A 14,188-nucleotide genomic window follows, 5' to 3' on the forward strand; every position below is an offset into this window, starting at 1 on the left:
GATTTAGGTTTTCCAGAAAAATTTCATTCGGGTGAACAGCACTGTAATTAGCGCTACAATTCCGGTAAAAATTACACCCCTTAAAAAGCCCAAAAAGGCATTGGTATTTAATACATCTAACCAAGCGGAAAGGGTTGTAATTTTAAGTAAAGGAATTAGAAAAAGGTTGCCAGCGGTATAGGCAATCATTGGGTTTTTGCCATTATCGGCCAAAAAATTTGTTGCATACTTAAAATAGCCCATCTTTTCAAAAAGACTAAAAGCCAATAGCAAAAGAAAAGCAAGTCCGGAGCATACAAAATAATAACTGTAGGTAGAAAAATCCTTTTTAATGCCACCTTCGTAAGCTTCGAAAAATAAGCCGAGCAATAACAGATAAGCACCTGCCTTAACCATGTTGTTAATAAGGTTGCTTTGCTTGATGTCTTTTGCGAGCAGCACTAAACCAACCGCTCCAATCAAATTAATCAATAAATTGATTTCCAGCTGCCTGCTAAATAATCCCCAAAGGTTAGTTACCAATAATCCAATGGCTAAAAAACAAATGAGCAGCATCGTTTTTTTCGTCCCTTCGGCTGGTTCTTTTTGTTTACGCTCATTAAGAAACCATTCGCCAGCAAATGTGCCGGGGATGATAATAAAGAGGTATTTTAGGTAATAAAATTTGTAAATCCAATCAGCTGGAGATAAGTTAAAGATGAATTGATTAATGCTGCCTTCTTCTTTTGAAGCCAAAAAGACGGCCATTACAAAAGGCAGTATTGCAATGCGCCAAATAGGCCTGTTTCTGGTGAAATACCAAATTAAGCCGCCGAAAAAGGCCATGTTTGCCAATACAATAATGATGATATCGCTTTTAGAAAGAGAAAAATCGCCGTAGGCAAATGGATAAAATGCTAAAAATGAAATGGCTAAGGCAATGCCGATTACTTTTAGTGCAATAGCAAGTTGATTGCTCACAAAAGCCTTCCAATTTCCGTACATCAGAAATAAGCAAGCAAAAGCGGCGATAGAAATAACGTAGGTGCCTAGATGAGGCTCTTTGTCGATTACCCAAGCCCTAGCATGAAAAGTAAAAATGGCAAATAGCGCTAATAGCACCAACCTGAAGAACAGTTGGATAAATATTTGATGAAAAGGAAGTGTTTCTGCTTTTTTGCTTAAGGCCAAGGGAATTGCGGCTCCCATGGAAAATAAGAAGAATGGAAACACTAAATCTACCCAAGTAATGCCCGGCAAACTAGGGTTAAATACATGGTTTGGCGGCGGCACTTGCGCATGGAACATCCAAGCGGGCATTACTTCACCAAAAGCAATACTCCCCGATAGCACCATGCCTAAAATGGCCAAGCCCCTCAGGGCATCTAAACTATTTAAGCGATTATTCATTATTCACTTACTGTTGGAATGCCATTAAAATCAATACGTTGTTGGAAAGGATTTAAAAAGTGATCCAGCACATGCGCAACCATTTTTCTGTTTAATTTGCTTTCTGCGGTTAGGTTGCCAAAGCCTTGTTGCTTCAAAAAGTCTGTAATTTGCGTTGCTTTAACATCCTTTTTGCCAATCTCCTTAACTGCGCTTGCTAAAAATGTTGCATTTACCAAGTTCCCTGAAGGATTTAATTCCGCAAAGGCGGGATAAAAAGACTTTAAGCCATTTACCAAGTCCCACTCGCTCACCGGAAGTTCTGGGTAAAACCAAGTTTGATTGGCCCACTTGTATGATAAGCCCGTACCTTTTAAAATTCCGGTAGCACCAATGCGCTGTATTACTTTAAACGAGGCATCATTAGGTTTTACGTCGATAAAAGGCATCAAATATGCGTTGCTTTCCAACAAGGCATTTTGCACCTCCCTAATGTTAATTTGAGATGGATCTGTATTACTAATTACTGCTGTTGCCGCCAATGCGCCGGCCGCCTGGCCAACACCTAAAACCACCGGCTGTAAGCGACTAGCGCCTGCCACAATATTGGTAACGCTAATACTTTTTTCTGCTACAATTAAACCTTCAGTGTTTTTTGGCACTAAAGCTCCCAGCGGAATGTTATATGAAGGCACCTTAATTTTCACAAAATCGATTTTCGGCGCATCGGGATTTTTCAAATGATGATGATCGATCGTATAATCGCCAACGGCAATACCCGTTCTGTACAGAGCGGTTTTTTGAGTGTAAGGCGAGGCTACATCATTAACGGTTAACGTTACTTTACCATCTAACCGCCGCGATTCTCTATAATAAGCTATCATAGGCAAACCATCTGCAGTAGGAAATTCATCATCGGCTATGCCTAAATTTTTAAAGCCAAGCTTGGTTTGTAAATGGTAAATGAAACGCAAGCTATGTAGTTTTGCTTTCTTTAAGGCTTCTTTGCGTTCCGCTTCATTCATCTCCACAATGTTGAGGTAAATATCGTTACCACATTTTGGCCAGTTGATCATGTACTTACCATTAGGCAATTTGCCGTAAGTAATCATTTGGCTGCAATCAATTTTTGGTGTGCTATCATGCGATGCGGGATCTTGTACGTCGCAGCAACAATCAAATTCATTAGGGTCATATCCCTCTGGTTTTTTGATGGTTTTATTTGCTTTTGTGCCAAAATCTTTCAAAATCACCACATAGGTTAAATCTTGAATAATGTTGTTGGCCTTTTCTGGAGCAAAGCTTTCGCCGGTGTCATATCTGCTGTCCATGCCTAAACGGTAAGGCACTTTCAGCTTGGCCATTACATCGCCCAATTCAGTGGCGTCAATTAAAATTTTAGCGCCAACAGCTTGGGGTTTTCCTTCAACGTTAATGGTGGCGGTCCATAATTTGCCAGCTCTGCTAACATTGCTGAGCTTACTTTTGTACCAAACGGTTAAGTTGGGAAGCTGAGCCATTTTCTTTAGTGTTTTATTGCCAAAAGAAGGCTCAAATAAAGTATTGCTTACCCATCCGGTTTCCACAGCTTTAGGGCCACCGTAATAATCGTACAGGTGCTGCCTAAATTCGCCCCACAAACCCGATGGCATGTTGTGGTTACCATCTATTGCTGATACTCCCGCAGATGTAAGCATGCCGCCAAGCCATTCCGTTTCCTCAATCACCAGTACCTTAACTCCCATTTTAGCAGCTTGTATAGCGGCAGTTGTACCGCTGGCTCCTCCGCCAATAATCAATACATCAGTTTGGTAATAGTTTTGCGCAAAGCCTTGAAAAAAGGCAAGTAAGGAGCTAAAGAAAAGAACAATAGAAGATTTGATACGCATGCTTTATGATTTGCTTTTTAATATTAATGCTGTAATAACTGGTCGCTCGCCGCCACTGTCTGATGGTTTTACGGTGGCTGTACCATTCACGATAAGCGACGTAGATCCGCCTCCATCTAAATTGATTGCTCCGGCGCAACCCATGTCTTTCATCACTTGGGCAAGCTCAGCTAAGCTTAAACCCGTGCCACCGTTGGGATTGTTGCCTTCTACAGCAAGTAAAATCACTTTATTATTGTTGGTATATCCAATAGCTGATCTGGCTCTCGAAGCATTGTTGTCAATTACAATCAATTCTTCCTCATCGGTAATGTTGATGTTGTTGTTTTTAATGAGCATTGGCGAACCGCCGATGGCCGAATTGACGCTCCATACCGTTGCGCCTGTTGGAAAAGTAGCGCTAGGCACAGCTTGAGGTGCCGAATTTAGAAAGTTGGGCGATACCGTTGGATAGCTGTAAATAGTTCCGTTACCGGTGCCCACATGATAAATCCAAGCAACTTCTGGCGTTCCATCTGCTTTTAAACCAAAAGCGGCCCTAGTTGGGTAATAGGAAGTGTTGGTGCTGTTGTAAGTTCTGGTAAGTGCCTTAATGTTAACTGCCGAAATAATACCATTGTACATGCTCAAGCTGTATGAAGTATTGGTTCCAAAAAAGCCACCGTTAATGCAGGCAAATTTCCTTGATGATTCCTCATTGTAAAAATCACTAACTTTTTTATTAGTGGCCGATGTTACCGGTTTTAGTTCAATAAGCTTGGGATCAAATACAACGGCGTACATTACCGTTGCCTTATTGTTGATGGTTTTTTTGTTAAGGAAAACTTGTACGCCATTTGGAAAATCTTTCATTAAATGGATAGCTTTTTTCCAATCTTGGGTTAACGGAATTAAAGCCACCGAATCTGTAGCAGTTGGTTGCGGCAAAGGCGAGTTGTCTACATTTTTACTGCAAGAAGCTAAAAGTGCAGCTGCAATAATTAATAGTTTGGTTAAAGGCTGTTTCATTAGTTTGGTTTGCTTAGCGATAAATATATGAACTTTTTTAAAAAAATTAATAAGTAAAGATATTTTTTTAACTTTTTTAATTTCTAGACCCTTTTATGCGACAAAAGAATCGCAATTATTAGTTTGAACCAGATAATGTTTTATTTTTGATTTTTAAAATTATTATAAACATGACGTTTTTTAACGAACTCGGTGATGAAAGTATCTCAGGCGTAGCTTATAAAAACATTACCATTAAGAAAGCTATTGTTGCTTACTTTAGTAAAAATGGGAATGCTACTATTGCAGATTTATGCGCCGAGTTAGGACTAAGTGCACCTAAAATAAACAATGTACTTACCGATTTAATTGCGGAAGGCTTGGTTAAGGATTTCGGGAAATTGCAGTCCAGAGGCGGTAGAAAGCCTAATATCTACGGGTTAGTAATGGAATCGGGATATTTTTTGGGGGTTGATGTAAAGCGTTCTCATATCAATATTGGGCTTACAGATTTGCAAAAAAACCTGGTGCATCTGAAATCAAATATTCCATACAGCTTAAACAACAGCGAGGAGTCATTAGATTCGCTTTGCGAGTTAATTAATAATTTTATTAAAGAAGCTCCTGTAAAGAAAGAAAAGATTTTAGGTGCGGGGCTTAACCTATCGGGTAGGATCAATTATGCTACCGGATACAGTTACAGTTTTTTCCATTTTAACGAGGAGCCTTTAAGTAGGGTAATAGAAAGAAGCATCGGTTTGCGCATCTTTCTAGAAAACGATTCCAGGGCAATGGCTTTTGGCGAGTTTTCTGCCGGAGTAGTTCACGAGGAGAAAAATGTACTTTTCTTAAATATGGATTACGGGATGGGCGTAGGTATTATGATTAACAGTCAGCTTTACTACGGAAAATCGGGCTTTGCCGGCGAATTTGGCCATATTCCTTTTTTCAATAATGAAATTATTTGCAGCTGCGGTAAAAAAGGCTGTTTGGAAACGGAAGTTTCTGGCTGGGCTTTGGTCAGGAAGTTTAAAGAAAAACTGTCTGAAGGTTCCACTTCTATCTTGTCGGGCATGCCGATAGATGACATTAAGCTAAGTCATATTATTGACGCAGCCATAAAGGATGATGTTTTGGCGATAGAACTGGTAGCCGAAGTTGGTGAAAAACTCGGTAAGGGAATTGCGGTGCTCATCAATATCTTTAACCCTGAAATGGTAATTTTGGGCGGTAGTTTGGCAGAAACTGGAGAGTATATCCGTTTGCCAATCAAGAGCTCGCTTAATAAGTATTCTTTAAGTTTGGTAAACAATGATACGCAGTTAAAGATGTCTAAATTAGGCGAAAAGGCCGGGGTTGTAGGTGCTTGTTTGCTGGTTCGTAACCGTTTGCTTGGCCTAGCGTAAATTAAATATTTATACTGATTAGCCTTTTCAAAAAGCAGCTGTAGGTCCATTTCGCAATCATCGTGATAACGATTTGGTTAACAACAGCGTCTCTTTTTGAAAAGGCTTTTTCTTTAAGGATTAACGTCTATCGGAACAAGAATTAACGGTGTTGGCAAGCATGATGCACCTGGCGGCGAGTAAGTAAGTTTAATGGTTTGTTCTTCGCCATTTGCCTTTGGTTTAAAAATTTGGATCAGCACTGCTTCCGGAGCCGCTTTGGTCACCAGCTGGTCTTTCGGTAATTGGATAATCCCCTCCTTAAATTTTCCCTCGCTTACTTTCATGGCTGCGGCCATTCCGCTGCACCATTGGTTGTCTGCAGAGCGGGAGTTCCAGGTAATCAAGGCCAAACCTTTCCCGTCGGTGCTTTTCCATTTCAGCTCTATATTGTACATTACACCGTAGTTACCCGCTAATTTTGCCTGTTGGCCTGTAGTTCCTTCTCTTCCAATAATCCATGGGTCCGTGGCGCCATCCGCTACAATTAATGCCGAAGTACCGTTTTTAGTGTCTATCACTTCAGTATTATTTACATGGTAATTGCTAACGCCATAAATGCCGCGTCCGGCACCGCTTTTTGTTTTGGGCGGCAATACATTCGTAATTCGTTTTAATGCCTCTTTGCCGCTGGTTTTTAGGTCAGTTTGTAGCACAGTTATTTCGGCAGGTTGGTCCACTAAAAACTCATAAAAGCCATGTACTAGCTCATCGTACTTTACTACATAATTCTCTAGCTTATTATCTAAAGGAACGGCTTCCCCTGGTTTAACAAGCACAATATCTTCTGATGGCTGAGCCGCTAAAAATGCTGCTAATCCTTCTTTACCCAATTTAAAATAATTGGTGCTAGGCGGCTGACTCACATATTTTAACATTTTTATGCGCATAGGCGCCTTGCCAGTATTTTTAATCATTGCAATGATTTTCCTGTCCATTTTTTGCGGCTCTTTAACTCCGTTTACATTGTACAGGTAAAACCTTACGGTACCAGGCACAACGTTTTCCCGCAAAGCGATGGCTTCTGGCACACGGATATATTCAGGATCATCGGAAATGATGTATTGTGGCCCCGGAGTTGGATATTTCTGATAAACGATTTGCGGATATTTCTCGGTCAAGAAATTGTCCAATCGGACAATGGAGCCTTGTTCTGCTTTCAACAAATCTTGATTTTGTTGTTTGGTAAGTTGCTGGGCCGAGCTACTTAAACCGAAAGATAAAAGGGTAACGGCAATTAAATTTCTCTTCAGTTTCATTTTAGGTTTTCATTTGTTAAAATGTGAAGATAATAGAAATTTATTAATTAAAAAATTTTAATAAGTAAATGTTCGTTTATTAATTTTATGTTTAATTAAAAAATAATAAGTTAAAAAATAAGCCCCGATTTTCATCGAGGCTTTTCAATCAATCAATATTAAAAAGGAGAACCTTTCTAATTATTTTACAATTACAACGCCTTTGGCTTCAAAAACGATTTCCTTTTTAGGTTTTGTAATTTTTGCTATTTCTTCTTCAGATTTTTTCGCATCTCTTGCGTAGTGTTGTAAATCTTCAACTGAAGTTTCTTTCTTTTGTGCAAAGCCATCAATCACTACTTTAGTACCAGCAGGCATATCTTTAGGCATAAAAAAGCCATAATCTTTAAAGTTTACGAACATGGTTTCTGTATCAGAAATTTTTACGTTCATAAAGCAGCCTTTCTTTTTGCAAACAGAAACAACTTCGCCCATCAATTTCATATCAGCTTTTTCTTGTTTGCCCAACTTTGCTTTCACCTCTGTAGCTGGAACAATGTTGCCTTTTTTAACGCCCTCACCAAATGATTGGCCTTCAACGGCATCAGTACTTTGAGCAAAGCCAATGCTGGTTAAGGCACAAAGTACTAAGCTTAAGAATAATTTTTTCATACAAATTGTATTTATAATGATCTTCTGCAAAGATATTTAAATTTTCTAATTAAGTTAATAGCAAAAGCTACAGTTGTTTCCCGGTATTGCTTCCTATAACGCTGCCGTTAGAATTTTTAGTGTATCGGCCATTAACAATTACATTGCAAGTTCCCACAAATTCTATGGTTCCGTTTAAATCAAAATCGCCATTTACAATCAAATTAGTGTTTACCAAGCGCAGGCGCCCATTGCTGTTAATGGTTAATCTGTTACTAATTTGCAAGGTACCGTTGTTAACTTCCGCTAGTCCGTTAACGTGAAAATCACCAGTAACCGGATAAAGTTCGCCGCTAATTTTGGGCAATAGTTTCAACTTACCGTTAGTGTTTACTGTTAAACCACCTTTGAAACTAGCGCTTCCCACTATCTCTGCAAAGGCATTTATATTAAATTGTTGATTAGCTACAAGTGAACCATTCACCAAAAAAGCACCATTACTATTGATATTGGAAGTGGTGTTTAGCGTTAAGTTGCCGCAAAAATCAAAAATGGCGTTAGAATTTACGTTTAAGCCGCCAAGCGTTGTGGTGCCTGAGAAATACTCTTTTACGTTAGAATTCAGGTTTCTGTTCCCGTTAACGTCCGAGGCTAAAGTGCTTCTATTTTCACAAGGCACGGTAGAGCTGCTGGTGGTTACGGCAGTCATCTTTAAAATTTTTAAACCCCCAGTTCCGGTAGCTACAAAAATGAGGTTTCCGCTGGCTTTTACATAATTGGTAGATGCGCCTAAGCTAGCTTTTCCTAGCAGCACTAAGGTGTTGCCATCAAGTTTGGCCACATACAGGCCTGCGGCGCCATTTGCAATGTAAATTAAGTTGTTGTTGATGGATACATTGTTGCTTACTACATCTGCTGGATCTGCCCCTGGCACACTGGCAGGAACAGGGATGTTATCCAACAAAGCACCTGTACTACTCAAATAATTTAACCCAGCTCTTCCGGCAGCGTGTAAAAAGTTATCGTTAACCAACTCTATATGCGATTCTGTTTCTGGTAAGTCGGCACCAAGCGCTATGGTTTTAGCTGTGGTTAAATCATTTGCATTTAAACCTATAATTTGCCCGGGTTTATTTTTCAATACAAAAATGGTACTGCCACTTGCATTGCTGCTCAGTGCAACCGAGCCGGTAAAAGGGCTATATTTTTCTTCTTTGAAATCATTTGGATTTACTACACTTAAGCCGCCTTGCTCAGCCGAAACTACATAAATGCGGTTGTTTTTTGCGATGATATTTTTACCTACAAATCCTTTCAACTGCACTCTGCCTGTTGAGCTGCTTAACAGGCCATTGTTTAGTGCAATTCTGTCTAAAACGGCCGGAGCAGTAAGCGTAATATCTTTATCTGCATCCGTGGCAGAAGCCAAGTAAACGTAATTGTTGTTGTAAACTACAGATGAAATATCCGTATTTGGCATTATTGCTTGCGAAACTAAGGTAGGTCTCGATTCGTTACTCACGTCAAAAACATCAACACCACCCAAATATGTTTCTCCACGAGTATTGTATGATACGTACACCTTATTTCCGGCAAAATCAATATGTGTAGCCTGTAGGGTTTTGCCTTGGTAAGTTGGCGCAGCTACTTCGGCTATGAGCTGTAAATTATACTGACTAAAATCTTCTCTTGATTCAACAGCTTTATCGCCAGCACTCATTAAAGATACCGCATCGTTAACGTAACTAACGCGAGCACTTAAAGAGGAAGTATTGTTGTTAAGAACTACTTCTGGCCCTTTTTTGTCTGCTACAGTTGGATCTTCGACATCCTTAGACCTTTTACAAGCGTTCATGCCTGCTAAAAGGAAAAGCAGCGCAAGGGCGATAATTGGTTTTCTGTTCATTGTATTACATCTTTTAAGAATACACACAAATGTAGTGAAAAGATGTAAGTTATTTAATTATCACACAGCGATTTATTTGAAATTGGGCTACCCAAACAGGGCCGAAAAAACTTCCTCTATTTTTGACACAGTTACCAATTCGATTTTAAATTTATCCTTATTGAAGCCTTTTAAGTTGTAGCTAGAAATGAAGATCTTTTCAAAGCCTAGTTTTTCCGCTTCCGAAATTCTTTGTTCAATCCTGTTAACTGCCCTAATTTCTCCTGACAAGCCAACCTCTGCCGCAAAACAAATTTTAGAAGAAACTGGAATGTCTTCGTGTGATGATATGATGGCTGCAACAATGGACAGGTCAATGGCCGGATCTTCTACTCTGATGCCACCGGCGATGTTAAGAAACACGTCTTTTGCGCTCAACCTAAAGCCACAGCGTTTCTCCAAAACTGCCAGCAGCATGTTCATTCGTTTGGTATCAAAGCCTGTTGCCGAACGCTGCGGCGTACCATAAGCAGAAATGCTCACTAGCGCTTGTGTTTCAATAAGCATTGGCCTGGCGCCTTCAATGGTTGCGCCAATGGTGATGCCACTAAGTTCTTCATCACGTTGCGAAAGCAGCACTTCCGATGGATTGGAAACTTCCCTAAGGCCGTTACCATGCATGGCGTAAATTCCTAGTTCGGCGGCTGCCCCAAATCTATTTTTAATGGAACGCAAAATCCGATAGATGTGATGCCTGTCGCCTTCAAACTGCAAAACAGTATCTACCATGTGTTCCAAAATTTTAGGACCCGCAATAGCTCCATCCTTGGTAATGTGGCCAATTAAAAACACGGGCGTGTCAGTCTCTTTCGCAAAGCGAAGTAGTTCGGCAGTACATTCACGCACCTGCGAAACACTGCCCGGAGTGGAATCGATGTGGGCCGAGTGTAAAGTTTGTATGGAATCTACAACCAGAATTTCAGGTTCCAACTGCTCTAGCTGCTTAAATATATTTTGGGTTGAGGTTTCTGTTAAAATAAAGCAATCGGCACTTGGACTTTTAGTAATTCGCTCAGCCCTCATCTTGATCTGTTGTTCGCTTTCCTCGCCAGAAACATAAAGTACACGCTTTTGACGAATGTTTAGCGCCAACTGAAGCATTAAGGTTGATTTACCAATGCCGGGCTCACCACCAATCAAAGTTACCGAACCAGGTACCAGTCCGCCGCCAAGCACTCTGTCTAGTTCTGCATCTCCGGTTGGTAATCTGTCCTCGCTTACGCTTTGTATTTCCGCTAATTTGCTGGGCTTATTTACCCTTTGGGCTCCTCCAGTACTGGTTTTCCAAACGGCTGCGTTACCGGCAGAAGGTTTTTCAATAATTTCCTCTACAAATGTATTCCACTGCTGGCAAGAAGGGCACTTGCCCAACCATTTTGCTGATTCGTAGCCACAGCTTTGACAGAAATATGCTGATTTAATTTTAGCCAATTGATTTCGATTTTAGGTTTACGAATTTACTTTTAATAGCTTGGAAAAAATAGACGAGTTTAAAAAAACTAAATTTATTTGATGGCTTGAAAACGGTTTTTGATTTTTTAACCACGTAGGAGCATTAGGTTTTGCCCATACTTTGTAAATCAGGTAAGGCATGGACGTTTTTAGTGGCGGTGGGGTTTTCTTCTACGACCTTCTATTCCTTATATGGTTTTTGATTTTTTAACCACATAGGGACATAGGTTTTTGTTCATACTTTGTAAATCACGTAGGGCATGTAAGTTTTTAAGTGGTGGTGGGTTTTTCTTCTATGACCTTCTATTCCTTCTATGATTTTTGATTTTTTAACCACATAGGAGCATTAGGTTTTGACCTATACTTTCTAAATCACATAAGGCATGTAAGTTTTTAAGTGGCGGTGGGGTTTTCTGCTATGACCTTCTATTCCTTCGATGATTTTTGATTTTGAACAATGTAAAGTAAAATTTCGGGCAAGTTGGCGAAGCGATTTGGCTTTCTTAGCTTTAAACAAGAAAGTCCCGATTTGCATCGAGACTTTCTAACATCCTTTTAGTTTAAAGCTTAATTTCTTCGTCTTTGGCCGATAGAAAATGAAACTCGGTTAAATGGTATGAAGATACTTCTTTAACCTTTACCCATTGCCCAAATTTAAAGAACCATTTCCATTGCAGGGAAACTAATCCTTTTTTGATAAAGGCCGCTATGTAAGGGTGCACACACAGCGTAATATTTTTTTCGTTCTGCTCACGCAGGATATAAGTCATATTGCTTTCGATGTCGTCCATCAATACAATACTTGCCTTAATTTCACCAGTTCCATCGCAGGTAGGGCATTTTTCTACCGTTACAATGTTCATTTCTGGCCTTACCCTTTGACGGGTAATTTGTACCAAGCCAAATTTGCTAGGAGGTAAAATGGTATGTTTGGCTCTGTCCAAAAGCATCAGCTCCCTTAAGTGGTCAAACAGTACTTTTCTATTAGCCGGTTTGTGCATATCGATAAAATCAATCACCACAATACCGCCCATATCTCTAAGCCTCAATTGGCGGGCAATTTCTTTAGCAGCTTCTTTATTTACTTGAAGCGCATTTTCTTCCTGGTTTTCTTTGCTAGCGGTTCTATTTCCACTATTTACGTCTATTACGTGCAAAGCCTCGGTGTGTTCTACCACTAAGTAGGCACCACCGGCCAAGTTTACGGTTTTTCCAAAACCGTTTTTAATTTGTTTTTCGACCCCAAAGTGGTCAAAAATCGGTTCTTTGTGCTTGTAATGTTTTACAATACGCTCCATTTCAGGAGAAATTTCGTGCACATAAGAACGAATATCTTCAAATAATGCTTGGTCGTTTACATATACGTTAGCGAAATCGGTATTTAAAATATCGCGGATAAGCGTTGATGTCCTATCCATTTCGCCCCAAACACGCTTAGAGGGTTCCGTTTCTGGAAGCTTTTTCATAAAGCTTTCCCATTTCGATATGGAATCCAATAAGTCTTTCTGTAATTCGGCAACGCCTTTTCCCTCAGAAACTGTTCTAATGATTACACCAAAATTTTTAGGCTTAATACTTTCGATAATCTTTTTTAAGCGATTACGTTCAGTATTGCTTTTAATTTTTTTGGAGATAGATATGACATTAGAAAAAGGAACCAGTACGGTATATCTTCCGGCAATAGAAAGATCTGAGCTTAACCTGGGACCTTTAGTAGAAATGGGTTCTTTGGCAATTTGTACTGGTACCAATAAATTTTTGCTGACCACTTCAGAGATTTTCCCTGCTTTATTGATATCAGCTTCTAATTTAAAGTTATCTAGTAAAGTGCCCTGTGTGCCGTTACGTCTAATCTTCGTTAGCTTTATCAGAGATTGAACTTGTGGACCTAAATCAAAGTAATGCAAAAATGCATCTTTTTCGTATCCAACATCTACAAAAGCAGCATTCAGACCGGGCATTATCTTTTTAATGCGGCCTAAATAAATGTCGCCTACAGCGTAGTTATTGTTAACGTGTTCTTTGTGAAGCTCAACAAGTTGCTTGTCTTCTATTAAAGCTATGGTTACCCCCGTGGGAGTAGAATCTATTATTAATTCCTTTACCAAAGCTACAGATTTTAAGGTTTTTATACCTTATTAACACATGGACCAAAAAACAAAAGAAAAATCCAAAAGTAAACATCCCGATTGTTTCGGGACATTCACTTTTGGTTTTACACTAAAGAAAATCAATTATTTTTTCTTGTGTCTATTTTTTCTTAAACGTTTTTTGCGTTTGTGGGTAGCCATTTTATGTCTTTTTCTTTTTTTACCGCTTGGCATAATTTTAAGTTTTAATGTTTTTACTAATTCTGTTATTTTTTTAACTCAGCAACCTTTTTATCAATAAAGCTCGATAAAGTTGGGTTAGCTGCGAGTTTTTTGCTTTGTAAATAAGCATTTACTGCTTTTTCTTTTTGGCCTAAACTTTCGTAAGCTGTAGCTAGGTAAAAGTAGGCATCAGGCGTTGCTTTAATTTTGTTGATGATATCTTCAAAACGAGTAACCGCCTTATCAAACTGCCCTGATTTTATGGCAAATAAACCTAAGTTCATGTTTGCTTTAAAATTCTTAGGATCTTGTTTCACTACATCCAATAGCATAGCAATACCTTGCATTGGCGCCCCAAGGCCGTTCACAACGGTAATTCCCATGCCTGTTTTGGCATCTAGGTTGGTTGAGTCAAGCGCTATGGCCTTACCAAAAGCACCATTAGCTTTCTGTAGCACTTCTACCTTAATCAAGCTATCTTGTGTGCTATCAAACGCTTTCAAAAACCGATCTCCAGCGGTTAACCAGTTTACCAATGTTGGCTGACCGTTTGCAGCTTCTTCCAAGTACAATGCACTAGGAACAGGCTGTTCTAAATCATCCCACTTTTTGGCTAACACTTTGGCTTGATTTACTTTTTCTTCGCCGCTAGCTTTTTGGTAAGCATTCTCCAGAACGTTGAATTCGTTTGCTGCTGCGTTGCTGATCAAGTTTTTTGCAGTTGCCGATACTTGCGTTAAGCTCAAACTGCTTGCTTGTTGCTGTTCGGCCGGCATTGCTGCTGTTTTATCCTCTTTGGGCTTTACCAGTCCTTTAATATCTTGGCTAAATAAAAAACCCACAAGCAAAACAATGCCTGCAATAATAGCGATCTGTATTGTACGTGGGTTTTTCATTTGAT

General features: G+C 39.6%; 10 protein-coding genes. 1 reads left to right on the forward strand and 9 read right to left on the reverse strand.

What is annotated here, in order from left to right; genetic code table 11:
* Nucleotides 1-3: 3 nt before the first annotated feature.
* From DUT68_RS10910 to DUT68_RS10920, 3 genes are read right to left on the reverse strand one after another with little or no spacing between them, the layout of a single operon-like run.
* Nucleotides 4-1,389, reverse strand: coding sequence for a DUF5009 domain-containing protein (locus DUT68_RS10910; protein WP_237088317.1), 1,386 nt, complete (start codon nucleotides 1,387-1,389; stop codon nucleotides 4-6).
* Nucleotides 1,389-3,257 carry an FAD-dependent oxidoreductase gene (locus tag DUT68_RS10915; protein ID WP_113638233.1) on the reverse strand — a complete coding sequence of 623 codons (1,869 nt, stop codon included), beginning with the start codon at nucleotides 3,255-3,257 and terminating at the stop codon, nucleotides 1,389-1,391. The genes DUT68_RS10910 and DUT68_RS10915 overlap by 1 nt, the downstream gene beginning before the upstream one ends.
* A gap of 3 nt (nucleotides 3,258-3,260) precedes the next feature.
* Nucleotides 3,261-4,265, reverse strand: a complete 1,005-nt coding sequence (locus DUT68_RS10920; RefSeq protein ID WP_113638234.1) for a phosphodiester glycosidase family protein — start codon at nucleotides 4,263-4,265, stop codon at nucleotides 3,261-3,263.
* A gap of 170 nt (nucleotides 4,266-4,435) precedes the next feature.
* Here DUT68_RS10920 and DUT68_RS10925 point away from each other — a divergent pair, with 170 nt between their 5' ends.
* Nucleotides 4,436-5,650 (forward strand): ROK family transcriptional regulator, encoded by a 1,215-nt coding sequence (locus DUT68_RS10925; protein ID WP_113638235.1) that lies wholly within the window; start codon nucleotides 4,436-4,438, stop codon nucleotides 5,648-5,650.
* 113 nt (nucleotides 5,651-5,763) lie between these two features.
* On the opposite strand, the gene DUT68_RS10930 is transcribed toward DUT68_RS10925, so the two are convergent.
* The 6 genes from DUT68_RS10930 to DUT68_RS10955 all read right to left on the reverse strand — a co-directional run bounded on the left by DUT68_RS10930 (nucleotide 5,764) and on the right by DUT68_RS10955 (nucleotide 14,183).
* Nucleotides 5,764-6,948 (reverse strand): copper amine oxidase, encoded by a 1,185-nt coding sequence (locus DUT68_RS10930; RefSeq protein WP_113638236.1) that lies wholly within the window; start codon nucleotides 6,946-6,948, stop codon nucleotides 5,764-5,766.
* Between the two features lie 180 nt (nucleotides 6,949-7,128).
* Entirely contained in the window at nucleotides 7,129-7,599 is a 471-nt protein-coding gene (locus DUT68_RS10935; RefSeq protein ID WP_113638237.1) for a DUF4920 domain-containing protein, read from the reverse strand.
* Nucleotides 7,600-7,666: 67 nt separating this feature from the next.
* Nucleotides 7,667-9,484, reverse strand: a complete 1,818-nt coding sequence (locus DUT68_RS10940) for an LVIVD repeat-containing protein (RefSeq protein WP_113638238.1) — start codon at nucleotides 9,482-9,484, stop codon at nucleotides 7,667-7,669.
* Between the two features lie 87 nt (nucleotides 9,485-9,571).
* Complete coding sequence (gene radA, locus DUT68_RS10945; protein WP_113638239.1) at nucleotides 9,572-10,954, reverse strand: DNA repair protein RadA; 1,383 nt, start codon at nucleotides 10,952-10,954, stop codon at nucleotides 9,572-9,574.
* A gap of 581 nt (nucleotides 10,955-11,535) precedes the next feature.
* Nucleotides 11,536-13,083: an Rne/Rng family ribonuclease gene (locus DUT68_RS10950; RefSeq protein ID WP_113638240.1), complete on the reverse strand. Its 1,548-nt coding sequence runs from the start codon at nucleotides 13,081-13,083 to the stop codon at nucleotides 11,536-11,538.
* A 248-nt stretch (nucleotides 13,084-13,331) separates the two neighbouring features.
* The gene (locus DUT68_RS10955; protein WP_113638241.1) at nucleotides 13,332-14,183 is read right to left on the reverse strand and encodes a tetratricopeptide repeat protein; all 852 of its coding nucleotides are present in this window, start codon (nucleotides 14,181-14,183) and stop codon (nucleotides 13,332-13,334) included.
* Between the last annotated feature and the right edge of the window lie 5 nt (nucleotides 14,184-14,188).

The organism is Pedobacter zeaxanthinifaciens (genome assembly GCF_003313335.1).
GTDB lineage: Bacteria > Bacteroidota > Bacteroidia > Sphingobacteriales > Sphingobacteriaceae > Pedobacter > Pedobacter zeaxanthinifaciens.